The organism is Bacillus canaveralius (assembly GCF_002860125.1).
Classification (GTDB): domain Bacteria; phylum Bacillota; class Bacilli; order Bacillales; family Cytobacillaceae; genus Bacillus_BJ; species Bacillus_BJ canaveralius.
In genome coordinates, this window is sequence record NZ_PGVA01000028.1 from 222,624 (window position 1) to 245,789 (window position 23,166).

Genomic DNA, 23,166 nt, shown 5'->3' on the forward strand with positions numbered 1-23,166 from the left:
TGACCTGAGATTAGCTTCGAATGGAGGGGTAAAGAAAATGGCAATGAAAATCGGTACAGATAAATTTAAAGAGCGCGTCGAAACAGGAATAAATAATTCGTTCATGCGCGGCGCGGTGGCAGCTGCCCAGGAACGGTTTCAGACAAGGCGGCTTGCAGCAGCAGAGGAGCTCGGAAATTGGCAGGAGTGGCGGTCACTCGGTGAAGAAATTCGCCAGCATGTTCTTGAAAATTTAGATTATTATTTATATGAATTGAGTGAAAATGTCGCAAAAAGGGGCGGACATGTCTTTTTCGCCCGGACTGCGGAAGAAGCAAACCAATATATTAAAGATGTTGTTATTGAAAAAAAGGCAAGGAAAGTTGTTAAATCGAAATCGATGGTAACTGAAGAAATCAGTTTAAACGCCTGTCTTGAGGATGCAGGCTGCCAGGTCATCGAAACGGATCTTGGCGAGTATATTCTCCAGATCGACGATCACGATCCTCCTTCCCATATCGTCACGCCTGCACTACATAAGAATAAGGAGCAGATCAGGGATGTTTTTGCAGAAAAGCTAAACTATAAAAATACGGAAAAACCTGAAGAGCTTGCCCTGCACGCCAGAGAAATGCTGCGCCAGGAATACTTAAGTGCCGATTTAGGGATAACAGGCTGTAATTTTGCCGTTGCCGAAACAGGTTCAATCAGCCTTGTCACCAATGAAGGCAACGCTGACCTTGTAACGGCACTTCCGAAAACACAAATCACGGTAATGGGAATGGAACGGCTCGTTCCTACATTTGAAGAAATGGAAGTGCTTGTCAGCTTGCTGACAAGAAGTGCTGTCGGACAAAAGTTGACAAGCTATATCACGGTTCTCACTGGTCCAAAAGAAGAATTGGACGTTGACGGTCCTGAAGAATTTCACCTCGTCATTGTCGATAATGGCAGATCAAAAATTTTGGGCGGTGAGTTCCAATCCGTGCTGCAATGCATTCGCTGTGCAGCTTGTGTGAACGCCTGCCCGGTCTACCGTCATGTCGGCGGTCATTCGTATGGCTCAATTTACTCGGGGCCGATCGGTGCTGTATTGTCACCGCTGCTTGGCGGCTATGACGAATACAAAGAGCTCCCATATGCATCCACGCTATGCGCCGCTTGTACGGACGCCTGCCCGGTGAAAATTCCGCTGCATGAGCTGCTTCACAAACACCGCCAGATCATTGTGGAGCGGGAAGGGCGCGCACCAATTTCTGAGAAGCTTGCCATGAAAGCATTCGGCCTTGGGGCAGCGTCGCCTTCCTTGTATAAAATCGGCTCGAAAATGGCTCCTGTTGCCATGAATCCTTTTACAGCAGGAGATAAAATTTCAAAAGGACCGGGCCCTTTAAAAGCATGGACAGAGGCCCGTGAATTTCCGGCACCTAACAAGGAGCGGTTCCGTGACTGGTTTAAAAATCGTGACAAAGGGGGGAACCATCGATGAAGGGATTGATTCATAACCGCGATTCATTTCTTGCTGCAGTTGCCGAGCGGCACGGTCGGGCACCAAATACGAAAGAAGTGGCCAGGCCGAAATGGTCATGGCAGCCCCAGGACGCCGTTTTAAAAGAAGCCGACGCGGATGAGCTGCTTGAGGTCCTTAAAACGCAATGCATGGTTATTCATACCGATCTGGTTGTGACGAGCTCAGATAGGTTACAAGAAACGCTGAAGGATATTGTTTCAAATTATGGCGGCGGACCGATCATCGCCTGGAAGGACGAGCGCTTTAATGAATATGGTGTGTCATCTTTATTAGAGGCGGAATGGCCTTCAGAAGGTGTCCCGGTCCATATATGGGATTCAGAAATCGGTGCGCAAAATATTCAATTTGCCGAAAAAGCCAATATCGGTTTAACGATCAGCGATATAACCCTCGCAGAATCCGGCACGGCCGTATTGTTCAGCAGCAAAGATAAAGGGAGGACAGTAAGCTTTTTGCCAACGTGCTCGGTGATTCTTATCCCAAAAAGCAGCCTCGTGCCGCGGATGACTCAAGCAGCGCGAAAGATGCGCGAAAAAGTGGCGAACAGGGAACTGATTCCGTCATGCGTGAACTTTATTACTGGTCCAAGCAATTCCGCCGATATTGAAATGAATCTAGTAGTCGGCGTGCATGGCCCTGTTAAAGCAGCTTATATTGTGATTGATGATTTGTAAAAACAAGCCGCCTGCAATTTTTTGCAGGCGGCTTATCCGTTCTGAAGCTTTTTTTTGTAAAATCTCAACGCGGAAAAAAATCTAACCGACAGCCTCTTCAGGCTGGAAAGCCTTAATTCAATGAAAGGCTGGGCAAAGGATGTGGCTATTTTACTTGATAGTAACAAAGTAAGCAGTAACGAAACTGCAGCTAGCAGCAAATAACTTTCCGGTTCTGTAAAGTAATCTTGTACGGAACTTTCTCTGAACGTTTTGACAAAAAAACCATGCAGCAAATAAACGTATAATGTATTTTTGCCTAGATTTGTAAAAAAGTATTGCTTCCTTGGCACGAAAGCTAAAAAGCTGAAAACCATTACCAAACTTAACAAATAAAACCCAAACCTTTTCCCCATCGCAGCAAGGGAAGCAGCCCCCATTTCCCCGTAAGGCTTTGAGCCGAGGAGCCACTGATAGTTAATGTCCGGATTTAAATAAAACCAGACAAACACAATCACAAAGGAAAGAGCTGCAACACTTCTCATCTTCACATTAAAAAGAGATGAAAGATGCTCTTTCTTTAAATAGTAGCCGAGTAAAAAAAGCGGAAAAAACACAAAAGTTCTCGACAGGCTTAAATAGTTGGAAATGAAATCGATATAGCCGATTGCAAGCGCAATTGCCAGGGAAACTGAAATCGCTGCTGCTGCTTTCACTTTCGAAAAACCAAGCAGCATAATATTCCAGAAAAACAGGCTGACCAAAAACCATAAAGACCAGTGCGGATCAAGTGGATCAACGGTTAAATGCGACTGGCCATATAAATAGTAGTAATAGACTGAATAAATCAACTGGAAAATTAAATAGGGCAAAATTAATTTTTTAGTGATTTTCCGCTAATAACCTTTTTGATAGAAGCCTTTTGCAAAAAAACCGGAAACCAAAATAAATGCCGGCATATGGAAAGTGTAGATTGCTTTATATAACGCATGAATGGTTTCGTTATCTGCAATGAATGATTGAAGCAAATGCCCGAAAACGACGAAAAAGATTAAGATAAATTTCGCGTTGTCAAAATAATAATTTCTTTTATTCATAAGATCCTCCCGAATTTTTGACCCCCCGAAAGCATCTAAATTTATTTACCCACCTTACTATAAAACAAACTAAAAAAAGCGTGTTAATTTATGGATCTTTCCAAGTAGTTTCTGTATTAATACAATATTAAGTCTGTTATACAACTGGAGATTACGCTTACATAATTAACAGAGTTGGATTTATTTCGTTTTTAAAAAATCTGTTTCATAAAAAATATGAAGATGTTTGATATTTGTCACAGCGATAAGCTGAAAAGTCCATTAAAATGACAAAAGAGCAGTGTGAAATTCACAATCAAGATCTTTTGAAAGAATGGGGAGGGGAAACATGGCTACATTACCGAAACAAAATGAACTGGGTTTTTTTGAAATCAGGCTTGAATCGATTGGCGGTCTGGGGGCAAATCTTGCCGGAAAAATGTTGGCCGAAGCAGGAGTGCTGGGCCTCGGGCTAAATGGGGCAAACTTTTCTTCGTATGGCTCAGAGAAGAAAGGATCGCCTGTGAAAAGCTTTATCCGCTTCTGTGAACCGCATGTTGAAATTCGCGATCACAGCCCGATTGAACAGCCACATGTGATTGGCGTCTTCCATGAAGCGCTCTACAAAACCGTCGATGTTGTCAGCGGTTTAGGGCCGGAAGGGATTGTTTTAGTCAACTCGGTACGGTCATTCGAGGAAATAAAGGAAGATCTTCAGCTTGAACACGGTACATTGGCGATTGTCGATGCGCTCAGGATTGCGGTTGAAGAAAAAACAAAAGTAAACACGGCAATGCTCGGAGCCTTATTCAAAGTTTGTGATTTTCTCGACGCAAATGCGATGCGAAATGTGATACGCAAAACGTTTGAAAAAAAATACCCGCAGCTTGTTGAGCCAAATATCCGTACTTTTAACAGAGGCTATGAAGAAGTTCAATTCAAAACGATTCCAGCGCCGGCCAATGCCGAATCGAAAGCTTTCTCAAGGGCTGCTCCTTTATTGGGATATCAAACTCAGGAAATGGGCGGTATTGTTACTGCCCAGGCCAATAGCATTGTGAAGGATTTAAGCGGCTCACGGCAGGGATTTCTTCCGAAGTTTGTACGAGAGGAATGCATAAATTGCGCAGCCTGTGATACTGTTTGTCCTGATTTTTGCTTTGTCTGGTCGTCTGAGACTGACAAGCGGGGCAGGCCGCAAATGATTTTAACGGGTATTGACTATCAATATTGCAAAGGCTGCCTGAAATGTGTGGAGGCATGTCCAACAACGGCATTAAGCGAGCTGCGTGAGACGGCCCAATACGCTCAAATAAACCGGGTTAAACAAAACTTTCCTTATGTGAATGGAGGAATCGTCTAATGGCCATCATGGAACAAAACTTAAAACAGAACGGAACGGCAGAGCAGCTAACTACGTTTGAATCCGGCAATGAAATGGCAGCAATGGCAGCGGCGCAAATTAACTATCATATCATGGGTTATTTTCCGATTACACCTTCGACAGAGGTAGCCCAATATTTAGATCAAATGAAAGCCCGCGGTGAGCACGATATCCAATTAATCGCTGCCGACGGTGAACATGGCTCGGCAGGTATTTGCTATGGTGCAGCTGTAATGGGAGCCCGCGTCTTTAATGCGACGAGTGCGAACGGATTCATGTATATGCTTGAGCAGCTGCCGGTCCAATCGGGGACCCGTTTCCCAATGGTCATGAACTTGGTGACGCGCTCAATAAGCGGGCCGCTTGATATTCGCGGCGACCATTCCGATTTGTACTTCGCTTTAAATACAGGCTGGGTCATTCTTACAGCAAGAACACCCCAGGCGGTCTATGATATGAACATCATGGCTTTGAAAATTGCTGAACATTCAGAAGTCCGCCTTCCTGTCATCGTGGCCTATGATGGATTTTTTACATCCCACCAAAAAAGGAAGGTCAAATACTTTAAGGATCGGAAAACAGTCCAGCAGTTTGTCGGGGAGTGCCCTGACAGCTATCATTTTGCAAGGGATCCGAAAAAACCGGTTACAATCGGTGCCCATATGAACGGCGATGATCTGCTCAATAACCATTTCCAGCAGTCAGAAGCGATGTACCGGGCTGGAGCAGTTTATGAAGAAGTAGCAGCTGAGTATGCCCAATTGTCCGGCAGAAAATATTCTGTTCTCGATTTATACGAAATGGAAGATGCAGAGGTAGCGCTATTTTTGCTGAATTCAGCTGCTGAATCGGCGAAGGATACGGTTGACAGGCTTCGCAAGCAAGGAATCAAAGCAGGAGTGATCAGCCCCAATATCATTCGCCCTTTTCCTGCAGAAGAAATCCGCCACGCATTGAAAGGAGTAAAAGCTCTGCTTGTTGGCGAAAGAGCAGATTCCTATGGTGCAAATGGTCCTAATCTGACTCATGAGGTTAAGTCGGCTCTGCAGGAAGATAAAGATAACAGTACGATTGTGTTAAGCAGAGTTTTTGGCCTTGGCGGAAAGGATTTTTATCCGGATGATGCCGAACAGTTTTTCAAATTTGCAATCGATGCAATCGAGAAAGGAAAAGCCGAAAAACCTTTTGATTACTACGGGCATGTACCCGGCGATCCGAATAAAATTCTCCAGCCAGTTATTAGCCCGCAGCACAGCGATGCTTATAAATCCGGATTGATTGAAGTGAAAAAAGATGAGGCCACCAATAAACTGAGAGTGAAAATACCGCCGTTAAGAGCGTTAACAGCCAAACCGAAGCGGCTTGCTTCCGGGCACGGGGCATGTCCTGGCTGTGGAATTTTCGGAGGTCTTGAACTGTTTTTTAAAGGAATTGAGGGAGATGTGGTCGTTTTATTCCAAACTGGTTGTGCTTATGTGGTGACGACCGCATATCCACATACTTCCCACAAACAAACGATGATCCACAACCTTTTCCAAAACGGCGCTGCCACCTTGTCAGGAACAGTTGAAGCTTTTCTGGAGTTGAAGCGAAGGGGAGAAATTCAAGTATCGGATGATGCGACCTTTGTGATGATTACCGGTGACGGAGGAATGGATATCGGGATGGGATCAGCGATTGGAACTGCTTTGCGAAACCATAAACTGATCATACTTGAGTATGATAATGAAGGGTACATGAATACGGGCTCGCAAATGTCTTATTCGACACCGCTGGGACACATGACAAGCACTTCCAATGTCGGGAAGAGCCAAAAGGGAAAGGCATTTCATCATAAAGATACAGCACAAATTATGGCAGCAGCGAACATCCCGTATGTTTTTACCGGAACAGAAGCATTTCCGCAGGACTTGATTAAAAAGGCTGCAAAAGCACAGTGGTATGCCCAAAATGTTGGCACAGTTTACGGGAAAATATTAATAACCTGTCCATTAAATTGGAAGTCTGATGACCGCCTTGGCGAAAAAATTGTCGAGGCTGCCGTTAATTCCTGTTTCTTTCCACTATATGAAGTCGAACAGGGAATCACAGCTATTACTTACGACCCTGACAAGAAAAATAAACGCATTCCTCTGTCAGAATGGTTAAAATTAATGGGGAAAACGAAGCATTTATTGAAGGAAGAAAACAAGCAATTGTTGGCAGACTTTGAAGAAGAAGTAGAAAAGCGCTGGCAGCGTTTATCAGCAAAGCATGAGAATATTTTACTGTAAAAAAATCAGGAGAAGCGATGCAGATAACGGCATCGCTTTTCTTCATTTACTTCTGAAAATTAGTTCGTCGATACGGTGTACAGGCAAACGAAATGCTTATGTTCAAGTTAAGATAAAAGGTTTGCGAATGGCAAATGCTTGATGGAAAAGACAGGATTTTCCCTGTTAAATGTCGAAATATTTATCTATTGAAGATTGGCAAGGAGGCAAGACAGTGAATGGAGCAATATCACACGAAGAACATCAATTCCTGAAAGAAAAAGTTGCTGCCCTCGAACACGCAAATCGATTGTTGACAGAACAGTTTAACCATGCTCCAGATGGAATGATTATATTTAACAGAGAGGGAAACATAACGGCTGGGAATTCTGCTTTCTGTAAGCATATTAATATTGACAGCAACCTTTTAATCGGAATGCCGTTGAAATCTTTAATTCCTAAAAAATATCAATTTAAGCTGGTGAAGATTTGGGCGCTATTGGAGGAAAAGGGAAGCGCAAGAGGAATTTTGCCGATTGCCTATGATGAAAAATTAACTTATTTTGAAATTAATACAAGCCAACTCCCTGTTGGGCAGGATCAGTATATTAGTATAATGAGGGATGTAACCGAGAAACAAATCATCGAAAAGAAAATTAGGAAAAATGAAGATTTATACCAGGATCTATTTGAAGAAGCGCTTGATGGGATCATATTTTGGAATGGCTGTGGAATAGTGACCCGGGCCAATCAGGCTGCATGCAAAATATTTGAATGTCCATTGGAGAATTTGCTGGGGAGAAAGCTAACGGATTTTGTTTATTCAAAAGATGATCATTTCCATAAAACAATGGATTTGTTAAAGAAAACGGGTGCCATCCGTGATGAGTTGTGTTTTCTAATGCCAAACGGACAAAAAAAATTACTTGAATTTACGTCCAAGCTCCATATTGATGGATCTAATATAACCATTGTTCGCAACGCCAGTGAACGCCATCGTATGGAAAAAGAGCTTCGCGAGAGCGAGTTGAAGTTCCGGAAGATTTTTGAAGGTGCACTTGAAGGAATTATATTATGGAATAATCATTTTGAGATCATTGATATTAACCAGACCGGCCAAAATATGCTCGGGATTTTCAGACAAGAGCTCATCGGTAAATCGTTGACGGAATTGTTGACAGAGTGCCGCCTGAGCCCGGAAAAACAAGTGGAACATATGGATACCCTTCTGCAACAAGGTCAATTGAACGGTGTGGTGCAGATTAGGATAAAAAAAGAAACAAAAAAGCACATTGAGTTTTCAACAAAAAGCAACTTGATGTCGGGCTTAAATCTAATTGTTTTTAAAGATATAACAGAAAAATTGGAGATGGAAGAACAGCTCAGAAAATCTGATACTTTAACGGTTATTGGAGAACTTGCCGCTGGAATTGCCCATGAAATCAGAAATCCAATGACAGCGCTAAAAGGGTTTATCCAGTTGCTTCAGGGTAATATGAAGGATGAACATGAGATGTATTTTCAGGTGATCACAAGTGAATTACAAAGAATAGATTCAATAATCAATGAATTTCTGATCCTCGCAAAACCCCAGGCAGTAAAATTTATAGAATCGGATGTTACGAGAATTGTTAAGGAAACGGTTGAGTTGCTGACTGCCCAGGCTGTCTTGCATAACGTGCAATTTAAAACATATTATCAAGATAAACTCCCGCTGCTTTTTTGTGAGCCAAACCAGCTCAAAAAGGTGTTTATCAACATTATCAAAAATGCGATTGAAGTGATGCCGAAAGGCGGCTATATTACTGTTTCAGTTAAGCGGGCCGCAGGCGATAAAATCCATATATATGTGCAGGACGAAGGACCCGGCATCCCCGAAGAAAAATTGAAAAAGCTTGGCGAACCGTTTTATACTACAAAAGAGCGGGGAACAGGACTTGGTTTAATGGTGAGCTACAAAATCATTGAAGAGCATCAAGGAAGCATTGAAGTGGAAAGCCAGCTTGGCAAAGGGACAATCTTTCATATTTTTTTACCATTAAAGAAGGCGGGGTAGAGACTTTGAACAGGCAATATACTAGACTGCAGACCGTGATCGGTTTGTTATTCATCGTCGCTGAAAACGGGAAATTGAGCGCTGTACATATAGGGAAAGAAGACTTTGATAAACATGAAACCGGGGAGGATCTCTCAGAAAATCCGCATAATCCAGTCCTGGCTGCTGCCGTCACACAACTTGGCGAATATTTTAGCGGAACGCGAAGCAGTTTTCAATTGCCGCTAGACATAACAGGCACAGATTTTCAGCAAGCAGTTTGGAAACAGCTTGAAGCGATTCCTTTCGGGGTGACGAAAAGCTACCAGGATATTGCATCAACTATTGGCAAAGCGAAAGCGGTGCGGGCAGTCGGCCAGGCCAACAAGGCAAACAAATTCCCGATTATCATTCCATGCCACCGTGTCATCGGCCAAAATAAAACGCTGACAGGCTATGCAGGCACGAGAACCGATATTAAAGAAAAGCTGCTTCGCCACGAAAAAGCTTCGTTTAAAGGTTCAGTAAGCACTTAAATGAATCAGTCCTGAAACAACATGCAAGTGCTTTAGTCGAGCAGATTGAGAAGGGCAGGGAGGGAATAAAGGAAATGGCCGAAACGAATATCGAAAGACAAAAGGTAATTGATAACTTCTTCACGCGCGATGGGAAGCTGAAAAACATTCCGGCCCAAAGGAAGAAGAAATTAATCGTATTCGAATATATGATCCGGGGTTTAACAACAGGAAAAAAATATGCGGAAAAGGAACTAAATGAGTATATAAAAAAATTTCACGAAGATTATGCAACGATCCGCCGTGAGTTTATTATCAATCATTATATGTACCGGGATAATGGAATATATGAAGTGAATCCAGAAGAGATGTGGGTAAAAATCGACGGTTAAGCGTAAATTTCCAGCCGCAGAACTGCATTCAGCGGCTGGATGAGTTTAACCAATCAGGTCTTCAATCGATTTAATAGTGCGATGATTTTTAATGAACTTACTGCCAAGCTGAAGGGCTGTCCGCTTTGCATCAAGCCTTTTGACTTTATCTTGTATGCCATCCAAGTCGGCAACATGTGACAGTCCAACCGTCCGTCGGATCAGCTCACAACCGGCAAATCCGGCAGCATCCTGAAGATATTTTTCAAGTAAATAAGCGAGAAAGCGATCGTTTGAAGAAAGCGGATCTGTATTCTGTTCTTTCCATAGTTTTGAATACTCCTGCGAAAAAGTCTTCCAAAACACTCTTATCTGGGAAGATGTTTTCCGCTGTTTTTCGGGATTGGCAATCTGTTGAAATAGCAAATTCGCCACGACTTGGCCAAGGTCAAAGCCAGCCGGCCCATAAAACGCAAATTCAGGGTCGATGACTTTTGTTTCATCGTTATTTGCAAAAATGCTTCCAGTATGCAAATCGCCATGCAGCAATGACTCTGTTTCGGTTAAAAAGCTCTTTTTGAGAAGGGCTGCCTCTAACTTTAATTCTTCATCTGCCCAGAGCTTCTCGGCATCTTTCCTCAGACCTTCTTCAAAGTCATTGGTTGGCGCATCAAAGAATGGATCGGTAAAAATCAGGTCTTCCGTGATTTTACACAGCTCCGGGTTAATAAATTTGCCAACTAGCTCCTTTTTCTCTGCAGGCTTTAAGCCATAATCAGAAGTAAAGAACAGCGTTTTAGCGAGATACTCACCGATATGCTTGGGGAGAAGTGGGAAATCCTCGCCCTGGATTAATCCGGTTCTCGCAATTGTTAAATGTGATAAATCCTCCATGACAGTAATGGCAAAGATCTCATCGCTAAAAAAGACTTCAGGAACATAATTTGGTGCCAGTTTTTTAAAAACAGACAATGCATTTGCTTCGATTGTCGCTCTTTTTAACGTTAACGGCCAGCTTTCACCAACGACTTTCGCATAGGGCAATGCTTGTTTGATGATCACACTTTGACCGGATTCGTGATCTGAAATCCTAAAGACAAGATTCAGGTTGCCATCGCCAATCTCTGATACGGTTAAAACAGAACCTTCAGGAAATAACCGCAATCTAATCGCTAAGGCGGCGGCTGAGCTTTCGGTTAAAGGTTCGTATGTTGTATTTTGTAATAAGACCATCGTTTATTCCTCCTTAGTGTGGAGGCTTTTCAGCAAATGAAAAAGCCTCTTTCTCAATGTGAAAGAGGCTTGAAGGTTATATTCTTCACGCCTCTTATCTGCCAGAAGAAAATCCTTCTGTTGGAATTAGCACCGTGCCTTAGGAGATTATCAATCCCCGGCGCATTTTAGCGCCCCATTTCACAATGGCATTACGGTCGGTTGCTGGGCTTCATCGGGCCAAATCCCTCAGCCTGCTCTTGATAAGAGAGTACTATTTTAAAATCATAATTGTTCTTCACTTGTTGATCATCATATCAATGCAAAAAGTGATATGTCAATCATTTTTTTTTAAAAATTTTTGCCGCCAAAAATCTGCACTTAATTATAGAATTCCGGTTTTCTGTCTGAGAAAATCGGGATGATTTCTCTTACTCGACGTACTTCATCCAGGTCAATTTCAGCATGCAATATTTCCTGGTCTTCGCCGGCTTCCGCAATGATTTCCCCCCACGGATCAATAATCATTGAATGTCCGGCAAAAGCATTTTTCGGATCGGATCCTGCCCGGTTGCAGGCAATGACATAGCATTGGTTCTCGATTGCCCGTGATATCAACAAGGCTCTCCAGTGGGCGAGGCGGGCAAGCGGCCATTCAGCGACGACAAACAAAGCTTCCGCTCCTTGTGCCGTATGGGCGCGAATCCATTCCGGAAAGCGGATATCGTAGCAAATCATACCGGACAGGAGCCTGTTTTCCAGCGTGAACAGGCCCTTCGAATTGCCCGCCGATAAATACAGATGTTCGTCCATAAGCTGAAAAAGATGCAGTTTGCTGTATTCATGGACTGCCTCTCCATGCTTATCGACAATGATGAGCGTATTAAAAATCCCCTCAGCCGTTTTCTTCGCAACAGACCCGCCGACAAAAGCGGTACCGTGTTGCAGTGCTGCATTCTTCAAGAAGGACTTTGTTTTGTTGGCGTCCTGATCGCCAATTACATCGAGCCGACTCAGATCGTACCCGGTCGTCCAAAGTTCAGGAAGGACGATAATATCGGGTTTTAGTTCCGCTGCATCGGCAATCAGCTGTTTCGCAGATTGGTAGTTTTGGTCTGGATTGCCAAAAGCAATGTCCATTTGAATACAAGCTATTGATAGTTTCAAAATTGTCACCCCATTCAAAAAACTAAAAAATTTCGCTTTACAAGCTGTTATTAACGTTATATCATTTGTGACTAGAATTTCAAATTCATTTTTTATAAAGCGGGTGCTAAAGTGACACGTTTTTCCCAGTCAGATTTATTAAATAGCCTGCCGAGGCAGTTTTTTGCCTCACTCGTCAAAAAGGCAGGAATATACATTGAACAGGGCCATGATGTGATTAATCTGGGCCAGGGCAACCCGGACCAGCCAACACCAGGACATATTGTCAAAGCATTGCAGGCCGCGGCTGAAAACCCGGTCAATCATAAATATTCACCCTTTCAAGGATTTCGCTACTTGAAGGAAGCGGCAGCTGAGTTCTATAAGCGGGAGTATGAGGTCGAGTTGGACCCGGATACAGAAGTGGCCGTATTGTTCGGCGGAAAAGCAGGTTTGGTTGAAATTCCGCAATGTTTATTAAATCCGGGGGATACTGTGCTAGTTCCTGATCCGGGTTATCCGGATTACTGGTCTGGGGTAGCATTGGCGAGAGCGGAAATGTTGTATATGCCATTGCTTGAGCAGAACGGTTTTCTCCCTGATTATCATGATTTAAGCGCGGACGCATTAGCAAAAGCAAAGTTAATGTTCCTGAATTACCCGAACAATCCGACCGGAGCAACTGCGACCCTTCCGTTCTTTGCAGAGACCGTAACGCTTGCGAAACAGCATGACATTTGCGTTGTCCATGATTTCGCATATGGAGCAATCGGTTTTGATCAGCAAAAACCAATCAGCTTTTTGCAGGCGGAAGGCGCCAAGGAAGTCGGCATTGAAATTTACACTTTATCGAAGACGTATAACATGGCCGGCTGGAGAGTTGGTTTCGCTATTGGTAATAAAAGCGTAATCAGTGCGATCAATTTGCTTCAGGACCACCTTTATGTCAGCCTTTTTGGAGCAGTACAGGAAGCGGCGGCAGCAGCTTTACTGGAATCGCAGGAATGTGTAGAGGAACTGAACCAATTATATGAATCGCGGCGAAACACGTTTATTAACGGGCTGCAATCGATAGGCTGGGAGGTTGCAGCGCCAAAAGGTTCATTCTTCGCCTGGCTAAAAGTACCGCCTGCGTTTACATCCCAGCAATTTTCCGACTATTTGCTCGAAAATGCCCATATTGTGGTCGCACCGGGAATAGGATTTGGGCAATGGGGTGAAGGCTATGTCAGAGCAGGGCTATTAACCTCGGAAGAACGATTGCAGGAAGCAGTCAGAAGAATCGAATCTTTAGAAATATTTGATAAAGGGGATTGACAACTGGGAAATTTCCTGCGATAATCCAAATTAATTTGAACTATCATGAACATGATTATATGAAAATCGTTTTCTTATCAAGAGCAGGCGGAGGGACGAGCCCGATGAAGCCCGGCAACCGACTTGGATTATTCCAGGCACGGTGCTAATTCTTGCAGCATTCGCTGAAAGATAAGGAGATGTTAGTTTGAGATGCTAACCTCTTCTTTCTGAAGAGGTTTTTTTGTGGCCAAAATGAAAAAGTTGGCCCTCGCGTTTAAGGAAAGGATGATCGGCATGAGTGAAATAATTGCTACATATTCAGTCTATGATGCTAAACATAATCCCGAGAAGAAAGCAGAGGAAATTGCCCTCGGCTTGACGATAGGGTCATGGACAACTCTGCCCTACTTAGAGCAAAAACAATTGAAAAAGCACAAAGGGCGTGTTGTCTCTGTCGAAGGTCTTTCGGAAGAAAGCAGCAAAGAGGAAACAAAGGCACTGATTAAAATTGCCTACCCTGCTGTAAATTTTTCAGCGGATTTACCGGCGATCTTAACAACCGTTTTTGGGAAGTTATCACTGGATGGAAAAATAAAATTAATAGACTTGCAGTTTAGTGATTCCTTGAAAGCCCTTTTTCCCGGTCCCCGTTTTGGAATTGAGGGAATTCGTGAAAAAGTAAATGTTTATAACCGGCCGTTGCTAATGAGTATTTATAAAGGCGTAATCGGCAGGGACTTGCCGTACTTGCTTGCGCAGCTGAAAGAACAAGCTCTGGGTGGAGTCGATATTGTCAAGGATGACGAAATTTTGTTCGAGAACGATCTGGCTCCGTTTGCAGCGAGAATTTCCGAAGGGAAAAAGGTGTTAACGGAAATCTATGAGCAGTCAGGACAGCGGACCTTATATGCGGTGAACCTGACTGGCCGCTCATCGGCTCTCAGGGATAAGGCGAAAAAGGCAGCCGAGCTTGGGGCGGATCTATTATTGTTCAATGTTTTTGCTTACGGACTCGATATCCTTCAGGAATTGCGGGAGGACGACAGCATTGCCTTGCCGATTATGGCCCATCCGGCTGTCAGCGGTGCACTCGCTTCATCATCGGTATATGGACTGTCTCATTCGTTGTTATTAGGAAAATTATTGCGATATGCAGGAGCGGATTTATCTTTGTTTCCGTCTCCATACGGCTCGGTTGCCCTTGAAAAAGAACAGGTTTTGTCAATCGCAGAGGCTTTGACAACAGAAGATGCGTTTAAACCAGTGTTTCCAGTGCCGTCGGCAGGAATTCATCCAGGCCTCGTGCCATTATTGTACAGAGACTTTGGAAATAACAGCGTAATAAACGCAGGCGGCGGTATTCACGGTCATCCGGATGGCGCAAAAGGGGGCGGCCTTGCATTCAGGCAAGCGATCGAAGCGGTTTTAAATGGGCAATCTTTGCTGGATAAAGCAAAACAGCATGATGAATTGCGGGCAGCGATCGAACTATGGGGCCATCAAGAGGTGACTGCATAATGAAAAAGCTTGCTGTATTTTGCGATTTTGACGGGACGATCACCGAGCAGGACAATATTATTGCGATCATGCAGAAATTTGCGCCTTCCGAGTCGGAACAGCTGAAGGAGCAGATTCTTTCCGGGCAAATTTCGATCAAGGAAGGTGTGGGAAAGCTATTCTCGCTCCTCCCCAGCTCTCTAAAGGAGGAGATTATTGAATTTGCGGTTGAACATGCAGTAATCAGGGCTGGATTTAAGGAGTTTGCCGCCTTTTTGGCTGACAAAGATATCCCGCTTTATATTGTCAGTGGCGGAATCGACTTTTTTGTAGAGCCGATTCTGGAGGGGACTGGACCAATTACAGGCTTATACTGTAACGGATCTGATTTCAGCGCTGAAAGAATAAAGATACTGTGGCCTCACAGCTGTGACAGTCACTGCTCCAACGGCTGCGGCTGCTGCAAACCTTCTGTCATCCGCAGCCTTGATGGAGAAAATCTCGATAAGATTGTCATTGGTGATTCGATCACAGATGTCGAGGCAGCCAAGCAAGCTGATTTTATTCTTGCAAGGGACTTACTTGCCAGGAAATGTGAAGAGCTCGGGCTTCCTTACAAACCATTTAATACTTTCTTTGATTGCATCGATTCTATAAGAGAGAAGATAGGGGTGAGAGCATGAGTCTTCTTCAGGAAAGGTGGCAGGAGCTCGCCGACGTCAAAGATGAACTTGCACAACGTGATTGGTTTATGGGGACAAGTGGAAACCTGGCCATTAAAGTAGGCGCGAATCCGTTGACTTTTCTTGTAACCGCGAGCGGTAAAGATAAACGGAAACGCACGAGTGAAGATTTTCTGCTTGTTGATGCAAACGGGAGACCTGCTGAAGCTACCCATTTAAAACCATCGGCGGAGACATTGCTCCATTCGGAAATTTACAAGCGCACGAATGCTTGCTGCAGCCTCCATGTCCATACAGTTGATAATAATGTCATTTCAGAACTATTCGGGGACAGGGGAGAAGTCACATTTAAAGGCCAGGAATTAATCAAAGCCTTCAATTTATGGGATGAGGATGCAGTGCTTACGATTCCAATCATTCCTAATCATGCCGATATTCCCGCTCTGGCCCGGGAATTTGCCGGGCATGTTTATGCGCAAAAAGGCGCAGTTTTGATTCGCAATCATGGCGTTACCGTCTGGGGTGAAAGTGCTTTTGAGGCGAAAAAGCTTCTGGAAGCCTCAGAGTTTTTGTTTCGCTACACGCTTCGTCTACTGGAGCATAAACCCGAGCTAATTAAAGCAGTTTAATAGAAAAGGAGAGAAGAAGTATGGCACATATTGTATTTCAAAAAACTGGTGAAAAATTAGTGAATCAAGAAGAAGTAGCAGCCTTTCTGGAAAGCCAGGAAGTCATTTATGAGAATTGGGACATCAACAAGCTTCCAGCTCACCTCGAGGAAAAATTCCTATTGTCTGACGAAGAGAAAGATGCAATATTAGCAGTTTTCAAGGATGAAATCAGCGATATTTCAGCTCGCAGGGGATACAAAGCACAGGATGTCATTTCTCTTTCTGAAAACACGCCGAATCTTGACCAGCTTCTGCAAAACTTCCAGCAGGAGCACCACCACACAGATGATGAAGTCCGTTTTATTGTCAGCGGACACGGAGTATTTATCATCCAGGGAAAAGACGGCGCATTTTTTGAGGTTTTCCTTAACCCGGGCGACCTGATATCCGTGCCTGAAAATATCCGGCATTACTTTACGCTGCAAGAAGACAGGAAAGTAGTCGCAGTGCGGATATTTGTAACTACTGAAGGCTGGGTGCCGATCTATGAAACACAGGAGATTAATTCATAAAATCAAACAGCTCCCCCGCAATTTGCGGTGGGAGCTATTTTAATTTTAAAATAAATGCTGCAGTTGATCCAGTCGACTAACATTTTAGAATCGAGAAAAATTTGTCGAAAATGATCATAGTCTGGATAGGATTATGTCGAATCCAAGTAAATATAAAAAATATTTTGTCTAATTTTGCGAATCTATTTACAACTATAGAAATTGCTGTAATAATTCTTCAGTATACAAAAAAATGTAGATAGACCGGAAGAAAAACCGGACCGGAAAGCTAAGGGGTAGGATTAGGAGGATAAATATTGTATCAGAATGGAAACAAACTGCTGGAAGAAATCCAAAGGAAAAGACAGTGCATGATTGAAAGTGCGACAATAAACGGCTTTACAAGTGAAGAAACGATTCGCTGCAGCGAGGAGCTTGATCAGCTCATTTACCAATTTCAGATTAAAATACATAAGGGACAGAAAGGCTGGGAAGAAAGCAGATTACCCTATAAACAAATGATCGTCTGGCCAAAAGCTCTTACTCCCATTTGTAAATTAATCTAATGTAAAAAGGGACCATTGTGGTCCCTTTTATCGTGCTGGACTAAGCATACACATAGATCCCCCTCGTCGGATGGAAAAACTTCAATTGGAACTTCATCCATAAAGATTCATATATATGAATTACCCAATTTAAATATTACAAAAATTCGCTCAGATGTGATTTTTGTCATTGTTAATCTGTGAATTTTTTTTATAGTAATACTAAGGTTACTTTGATTTCCAATTGATTATTATTATTAACCCGTTGACCTTTCAGCCTATGATCTACTCCAGAACTCTTTCATTTTATATCACAGCAGCAGTTGGTGCACTAAGATATTAACGTTATTCGAATGGATTGTTTTCATTTGTTTGTACTATGCCCGTGTTGCGATTCATATATCGTAATACAGACATTTTATAAATATTTATAAGGAAAGCGCTTTCGTTATGGCTTTATAAAAGGGAGGGAATGAGATATATGCATATTGTCGTCTGTGTCAAGCAAGTTCCAGATACAAAAATTATCAAAATCAATCCGAAAACGAATACCCTTGACCGCCGCAGTGCCCCGGCAATTTTAAATCCGTATGATGCGCACGCTGTCCAGGAAGCAGCGCGGATTAAAAGGGTAACAGGCGGTACCATTTCCGTTTTATCAATGGGTCCGCCCCAGGCGACTGCCGTCATTAAAAAAAGCATTGAAATCGGAGCCGACAGGGGCTATTTGATTTCTGACAGAGCTTTCGCGGGGGCAGATACGCTCGCAACCAGCTACGCATTGTCGAAGGCCTTGGAACGAATATCAAAGGAGGATCCGATTGATCTGATTATTTGCGGAAAACACGCTATTGATGGGGATACAGGGCAGGTCGGGCCTGGCATCGCCCGAAGAATCGATATACCGCCCGTTACAAATGTGATTGAAGTAGCGGAAATAAACGAGAAAGAAAGAAGCGTATTAATCAAAAGAAAGCTCTCCAATGGCTACGAATTGATTCAGACTGAATTGCCGTGTCTGCTTACTGTGGAAAAAGAAATAAACGCAATCGAATATGCGCCGCTTCCAAATATGCTGAAAGCAGCGAGGTATGAGCCAGTGATCTGGACCGTAAACGATTTGGAGGACGTGGATCGGACACAGCTTGGTTTGAAGGGCTCGCCAACGATTGTCGGCAAAATGTTTTCACCTCCAAAGCCTGATGGAGGGAAACGGCTTGAAGGTGCACCAGAAGATCAAGTAACACAATTATTGGACCTCCTGGCAGATAAAAAGGGGTTATTCAAAGTACAAGCTTAACTATTCTCAATAATATAATGGCGAGGTGGCCTGCTACAATGGAACATAGAGGTGTCTGGATCTTCATTGAACAAAACGAAGGAATCATTGAAGGAGTTTCCCTTGAACTGCTCGGTGCCGGAAGGAAGCTTGCTGATAAGCTTGAAGTACCGCTGGCAGGGGTGCTGCTCGGAGACGGAATTAAAGGGCTCTGCCCGAAAGTAATTTCCTACGGGGCAGACCAAGTATATGTTATTGATAACCCGGTATTGAAGACTTATCGGACTGAATCGTATATGAAAGGAATTATTCTTCTTGCCGAGAAATACAAACCGGAGATTTTCCTGTACGGGGCAACCCCGAACGGAAAAGACCTGGCAAGTGCAGTTGCCACTGATTTAAGCACAGGGTTAACTGCTGATACGACAATGCTCGATGTCGATGTCGACAAGCGGCTGCTCGAAGCAAGCCGGCCAGCGTTCGGAGGCAATATTATGGCGACGATACTCTGCAAAAAACACCGGCCGCAGATGGCAACCGTAAGGCCAAAGGTCATGAAAGCACTGGAGCAGGATCCATCGAGAACAGGAGAGATCATTGAGGAACAAATCTCAATTAAGGAAGAAGATATGCGCACAAAAGTGCTGCAAATTGTGAAGGACGTAACAAAAACAGCAAGCCTGTCGGAAGCCCATGTCATTGTATGCGGGGGAAAAGGAATGGGTGATCTACAAGGCTTTCAGCTGATTCATGAGCTGGCGGAAACGATTGGTGCCAGTGTTGGTGGGACCAGGGATGTAGTTGAAGCAGGCTGGCTTCCCCATCATCAGCAAATCGGCCAGACAGGCGAAACGGTAACGCCGAAAATTTATTTTGCAATCGGTATTTCAGGGGCGATCCAGCATATTGTTGGCATGAAAAATTCGGAGTTCATTATCGCGGTTAATAAAGATCCAGAAGCGCCAATTTTTGATGTGGCAACGTATGGAATCGTTGGGGATGCACATGTCATCGTGCCTGAATTGATTAAACAGTTTAAACAGATGACAAAAGAAAAGGGCGGTGAAATCAGTTATGCCTGAGAAATTTGATGTAATCATTGTCGGAGCCGGACCGGCTGGAACAGCATGTGCCTATACGTGTGCAAAGAACGGTTTGAACGTTTTGCAGATTGAACGGGGAGAATACCCGGGAAGCAAAAACGTCATGGGCGGTGTCCTGTACCGAAAACAAATGGAAGAGATTATTCCTGAGTTTTGGAAGGAAGCACCATTGGAAAGACCGGTTGTCGAGCAGCGTTTTTGGATGATGGATAAAGAATCGGTTGTTTCTTTTGGCTATAAAGGTCTCGAATGGGGAATGGAGCCATATAATAATTTTACAGTTCTGCGTGCCCAATTTGACCAGTGGTTCGCCCAAAAGGCTGTCGAAGAAGGAGCCCTGCTCATTACCGAGACGGTTGTAACAGAATGTATTGTTGAAAATGGAAAAGTGATCGGTGTTCGAACAGACCGCCCGGATGGAGAAGTATTTGCCGATGTTGTCGTGCTTGCCGACGGTGTCAATTCACTGCTCGGCAAGCAGCTCGGATTCCATAAGGAATTCCGTCCTGATGAAGTGGCCTTGACTGTGATGGAAGTCATTAATCTTCCTAAGGAAACGATTAATGACCGTTTTAACCTTTCAGAAAACCAGGGCTGTACGATTGAAATATTCGGGGATGCAACAAAGGGAAATTTGGGGACTGCCTTTTTATACACGAACAAAGACAGTTTGAATATCGGTGTCGGAACCACTCTGTCAAGCATGATAAAAGCTAAATTAAAGCCTTATGACCTGCTTGACTATTTAAAAAATCATCCAATGGTGAAGCCTTTTCTGGAGGGAGGGGAATCTGCCGAATATTTAGCGCATTTAATCCCGGAAGGCGGATATCATTCCGTTCCTAAAGTAGCCGGAGACGGTGTTGTCGTTGTAGGGGATGCAGCCCAGCTTGTGAATGCTATCCATCGTGAAGGTTCAAATATGGCAATGGCTTCCGGAAAAATGGCGGCAGAGACTATTGTCGAAGCAAAGCAGCGAAATGATTTTAGCGCATCGAGTTTAAATAAGTATCGGGAAGCCCTCTATAACAGCTTTATTATTAAAGATTTAGAAAAATATAAAGATGCAACCCACACCTTTGAGAACCATCCGCAATATTTGCGTGAATACGTCCCGATGATGAACCGGGTCGCAAGCAAAATGTTTACTGTTGACGGAACCCCAAAAAGGGATAAGCAGAAAGAAATTATCCGCAGTGTCAGAAACGAAAAAGGAACATTTAATGTATTGAAAGACATTTATCGTGCCTGGAAGGCGGTGAAATAATGTCCACAAAAACGATTGAAGAAAAACAGTACTTAATTCGCTTTAAGTGTGATACGAAATCCCATTTAACTGTCATGGACCACGATATTTGCATGACAAAATGTCCTGATAAAATTTGTACCGTTTTCTGTCCTGCCGAGGTTTACAAATGGGAAGGAACAAGGATGCAGGTCGGATACGAAGGGTGTCATGAATGCGGGAGCTGCCGAATCGGCTGTCCATACCAAAATATCCACTGGGAATATCCAAAAGGCGGACACGGAATCGTTTTTAGAATGGCATAGCCAATGAAATTAGTGTTTATATAAAAGGAAAAAAACGATGCGGGTCCGAGCATCGTTTTTTAGTTATCAAGCATAATTTTTTTCTTAATATGGACTTAACAATTTTATGCAACACTTTTGATATAACAACAAATAAACCATCATAATAGCTAATTACAAAATTTCAAAATGGAGTCTAAAAGGATTATAATCTTTCAGTAGTGGTAATTCTTATCTTTTTCTTAGTTTTAATTCAGTTTTTCCTCATTATTAATCTCTAATCTAACATAGATGAATCTAATCAAAAAAGAGAGAGGTGAAAACTTGCATTTCCTGCAGATTTCATCGTTATCTTAAGAACAAACAGGTAGACACTGGATTTAAAGTTCAATTTAAACAGAATCAAAACAGTACTTAAGTGCTTTCACCGAACCGTAAGATGCAATTAAAATTTCCTCCGTAAATATGTCTAAAATATGAATTGTATATTCAAAAAGTAAACAATAGGTTTTTTTATAGTTGATATACTTACCGGGGGTATAGTATTTTATAAATGTAATAAAATTATATTTTGGAGGGTTTCTAATGGAAAAGACATCATTACTGGTTAAAGGCTTAATACACTTGTTTGGCCATAACCATTCCGCACATAACCACTCTGCAACGACAAAGCATCATCATTGATAAAATAGCTGCAAATAACGGGCATGTATTAATAAAACAAGGAGGTTAAATAATGGAGATGCTTAATCTTGAAAAACCTCACTGTTTAGATCCAACATCCAAAAAAAAGCTGGTGGACACTTTAAGCAATATTGAAGGAAATGTTCGAGAAATAAAATGCTTAATTCAAAAAGAACAAGACTTTGAGGATATTATCTTTCAAATTATCGCTTCCAAGGCTGCCTTAAAAAGTGTAGTATTCGTTCTTTTCGAAGAAAAAATGAAAAAATGTCTGGCTGAGCAAATTGAAAAAGACAACGAGGAAGAGTTAAATAAGCTGTTTATTACCTTTAACAGAATACTAAAAATATGAAAAAGCCCTGGCTGAAAAATTCCTGCCAGGGCTTTTATTTTTATTGTTCACTGCCCGCTTTTATGCAGCGATTGTGCCTGACATGCGGGTAACTTTTCCGTATTATTGTGGCTGGATTAGCACTCCGCCTTAAAACTTAATCATATTTTTAAGGGAAACATTTTAGGTTCTTTATGCCGCTTGCGGGAATCAGTAAAATCTGCTGTAAATTTGCAGAAAATATGCAAACATTTCTTGGGCATTTACCTACACTTGGTGAATGCGGAAACCATATGATACGACTGTTACGGCTAATAACAAAATTGGGGAGGAAATGCTATGCAAAGTATGGATTATGCGAAATTTAAATCTACTCATATGGAACACATGGGCTTGGTGAAGACAATCCAGGATTGTGAAATAACTTGTGAACATATGGGGACTATGGTGCTGCGAATGAGCGATGTTCATGCCAGAAGAAACCAACTGCTTCTATTGCGAGATTGTGCAGATATATGCACATTGTCAGCGAAATTAATCGCAAGAAACAGTTATGTGGAAAAGTCAGTTGCCGAATTATGTGCCCATATTTGTGAAATTTGTGGAAACGAATGCTTAAAGTTTCCAGATTCTCATTCACAAAGATGTGCACAAATTTGCTTGCATTGTGCCCAACAATGCCGGGCTTTTGCAAGATCCCGGCTGGAGAGTATGTAAGCAATCAAAAAAGTTTTCATGTAAACAAATAAAGAGGGTGTCCCAAAGATTGGATTTTGGGACACCCTCTACTTATAATTAATAAAAATGAAGCATTGGTTCCGTTAGTTGCAGCAGGAGGAATTGTTCTCGTTATTGCAATCATATTATTTGCTGTAAGTGAAGAGTTTTAGTGAAGAGTT

At 42.8% G+C, this 23,166-nt stretch carries 20 protein-coding genes, 2 pseudogenes and 2 riboswitches; of the genes and pseudogenes, 19 read left to right on the forward strand and 3 right to left on the reverse strand.

The window, feature by feature from the left end; translation table 11 throughout:
• The first annotated feature begins 37 nt into the window (after positions 1-37).
• Together CU635_RS13320 and CU635_RS13325 are read left to right on the forward strand one after the other, a co-directional pair.
• Complete coding sequence (locus CU635_RS13320) at positions 38-1,468, forward strand: LutB/LldF family L-lactate oxidation iron-sulfur protein (RefSeq protein WP_101577859.1); 1,431 nt, start codon at positions 38-40, stop codon at positions 1,466-1,468.
• Positions 1,465-2,184, forward strand: coding sequence for a LutC/YkgG family protein (locus tag CU635_RS13325; RefSeq protein WP_101577860.1), 720 nt, complete (start codon positions 1,465-1,467; stop codon positions 2,182-2,184). Before CU635_RS13320 ends, CU635_RS13325 begins: the two co-directional genes overlap by 4 nt.
• A 32-nt stretch (positions 2,185-2,216) precedes the next feature.
• Here the strand turns inward: CU635_RS13325 and CU635_RS13330 are convergent.
• Positions 2,217-3,260: pseudogene (locus CU635_RS13330) on the reverse strand (acyltransferase family protein).
• Positions 3,261-3,588: 328 nt separating this feature from the next.
• On the opposite strand from CU635_RS13330, the gene CU635_RS13335 reads away from it, so the two are divergent.
• The 5 genes and pseudogenes from CU635_RS13335 to CU635_RS13355 all read left to right on the forward strand — a co-directional run.
• Positions 3,589-4,602 carry a 2-oxoacid:ferredoxin oxidoreductase subunit gamma family protein gene (locus tag CU635_RS13335; RefSeq protein ID WP_101577861.1) on the forward strand — a complete coding sequence of 338 codons (1,014 nt, stop codon included), beginning with the start codon at positions 3,589-3,591 and terminating at the stop codon, positions 4,600-4,602.
• Positions 4,602-6,896 (forward strand): thiamine pyrophosphate-dependent enzyme, encoded by a 2,295-nt coding sequence (locus CU635_RS13340; RefSeq protein ID WP_101577862.1) that lies wholly within the window; start codon positions 4,602-4,604, stop codon positions 6,894-6,896. Before CU635_RS13335 ends, CU635_RS13340 begins: the two co-directional genes overlap by 1 nt.
• A 214-nt stretch (positions 6,897-7,110) precedes the next feature.
• Positions 7,111-8,931: a PAS domain S-box protein gene (locus tag CU635_RS13345; protein WP_245917461.1), complete on the forward strand. Its 1,821-nt coding sequence runs from the start codon at positions 7,111-7,113 to the stop codon at positions 8,929-8,931.
• A 5-nt stretch (positions 8,932-8,936) separates the two neighbouring features.
• A complete protein-coding gene (locus CU635_RS13350) occupies positions 8,937-9,446 on the forward strand; it encodes a methylated-DNA--[protein]-cysteine S-methyltransferase (RefSeq protein WP_101577864.1) in 510 nt (169 codons plus the stop codon).
• Positions 9,440-9,817: pseudogene (locus CU635_RS13355) on the forward strand (DUF2087 domain-containing protein); the annotation flags it as partial. The gene CU635_RS13350 and the pseudogene CU635_RS13355, both read left to right, overlap by 7 nt.
• A gap of 45 nt (positions 9,818-9,862) precedes the next feature.
• Here the strand turns inward: CU635_RS13355 and mtnK are convergent.
• A complete protein-coding gene (mtnK, locus tag CU635_RS13360; RefSeq protein WP_101577866.1) occupies positions 9,863-11,029 on the reverse strand; it encodes an S-methyl-5-thioribose kinase in 1,167 nt (388 codons plus the stop codon).
• Between the two features lie 91 nt (positions 11,030-11,120).
• Positions 11,121-11,278: riboswitch (SAM riboswitch) on the reverse strand.
• A gap of 111 nt (positions 11,279-11,389) precedes the next feature.
• Entirely contained in the window at positions 11,390-12,226 is an 837-nt protein-coding gene (locus CU635_RS13365) for a carbon-nitrogen family hydrolase (protein WP_373270866.1), read from the reverse strand.
• A gap of 60 nt (positions 12,227-12,286) precedes the next feature.
• On the opposite strand from CU635_RS13365, the gene CU635_RS13370 reads away from it, so the two are divergent.
• The 12 genes from CU635_RS13370 to CU635_RS13425 all read left to right on the forward strand — a co-directional run bounded on the left by CU635_RS13370 (position 12,287) and on the right by CU635_RS13425 (position 22,984).
• Positions 12,287-13,471 (forward strand): pyridoxal phosphate-dependent aminotransferase, encoded by a 1,185-nt coding sequence (locus CU635_RS13370; protein WP_101577868.1) that lies wholly within the window; start codon positions 12,287-12,289, stop codon positions 13,469-13,471.
• Between the two features lie 71 nt (positions 13,472-13,542).
• Positions 13,543-13,649: riboswitch (SAM riboswitch) on the forward strand.
• 98 nt (positions 13,650-13,747) lie between these two features.
• Positions 13,748-14,971 carry a 2,3-diketo-5-methylthiopentyl-1-phosphate enolase gene (gene mtnW / locus CU635_RS13375; RefSeq protein WP_101577953.1) on the forward strand — a complete coding sequence of 408 codons (1,224 nt, stop codon included), beginning with the start codon at positions 13,748-13,750 and terminating at the stop codon, positions 14,969-14,971.
• Entirely contained in the window at positions 14,971-15,633 is a 663-nt protein-coding gene (locus tag CU635_RS13380) for a 2-hydroxy-3-keto-5-methylthiopentenyl-1-phosphate phosphatase (protein WP_101577869.1), read from the forward strand. The genes mtnW and CU635_RS13380 overlap by 1 nt, the downstream gene beginning before the upstream one ends.
• A complete protein-coding gene (locus CU635_RS13385) occupies positions 15,630-16,262 on the forward strand; it encodes a methylthioribulose 1-phosphate dehydratase (protein WP_101577870.1) in 633 nt (210 codons plus the stop codon). The genes CU635_RS13380 and CU635_RS13385 overlap by 4 nt, the downstream gene beginning before the upstream one ends.
• Before the next feature lie 20 nt (positions 16,263-16,282).
• Positions 16,283-16,816: a 1,2-dihydroxy-3-keto-5-methylthiopentene dioxygenase gene (locus CU635_RS13390; protein ID WP_101577871.1), complete on the forward strand. Its 534-nt coding sequence runs from the start codon at positions 16,283-16,285 to the stop codon at positions 16,814-16,816.
• A gap of 296 nt (positions 16,817-17,112) precedes the next feature.
• Positions 17,113-17,361, forward strand: a complete 249-nt coding sequence (locus tag CU635_RS13395; RefSeq protein WP_245917462.1) for an aspartyl-phosphate phosphatase Spo0E family protein — start codon at positions 17,113-17,115, stop codon at positions 17,359-17,361.
• A 460-nt stretch (positions 17,362-17,821) separates the two neighbouring features.
• Positions 17,822-18,640, forward strand: coding sequence for an electron transfer flavoprotein subunit beta/FixA family protein (locus CU635_RS13400; protein WP_101577873.1), 819 nt, complete (start codon positions 17,822-17,824; stop codon positions 18,638-18,640).
• A gap of 38 nt (positions 18,641-18,678) precedes the next feature.
• A complete protein-coding gene (locus CU635_RS13405; protein ID WP_101577874.1) occupies positions 18,679-19,701 on the forward strand; it encodes an electron transfer flavoprotein subunit alpha/FixB family protein in 1,023 nt (340 codons plus the stop codon).
• The gene (locus tag CU635_RS13410) at positions 19,694-20,989 is read left to right on the forward strand and encodes an FAD-dependent oxidoreductase (protein WP_101577875.1); all 1,296 of its coding nucleotides are present in this window, start codon (positions 19,694-19,696) and stop codon (positions 20,987-20,989) included. The genes CU635_RS13405 and CU635_RS13410 overlap by 8 nt, the downstream gene beginning before the upstream one ends.
• A complete protein-coding gene (locus CU635_RS13415) occupies positions 20,989-21,273 on the forward strand; it encodes a ferredoxin family protein (RefSeq protein ID WP_101577876.1) in 285 nt (94 codons plus the stop codon). The genes CU635_RS13410 and CU635_RS13415 overlap by 1 nt, the downstream gene beginning before the upstream one ends.
• Before the next feature lie 721 nt (positions 21,274-21,994).
• Complete coding sequence (locus CU635_RS13420) at positions 21,995-22,288, forward strand: metal-sensing transcriptional repressor (RefSeq protein ID WP_180956511.1); 294 nt, start codon at positions 21,995-21,997, stop codon at positions 22,286-22,288.
• Positions 22,289-22,606: 318 nt separating this feature from the next.
• Entirely contained in the window at positions 22,607-22,984 is a 378-nt protein-coding gene (locus CU635_RS13425; RefSeq protein ID WP_245917463.1) for a four-helix bundle copper-binding protein, read from the forward strand.
• Positions 22,985-23,166: the final 182 nt, after the last annotated feature.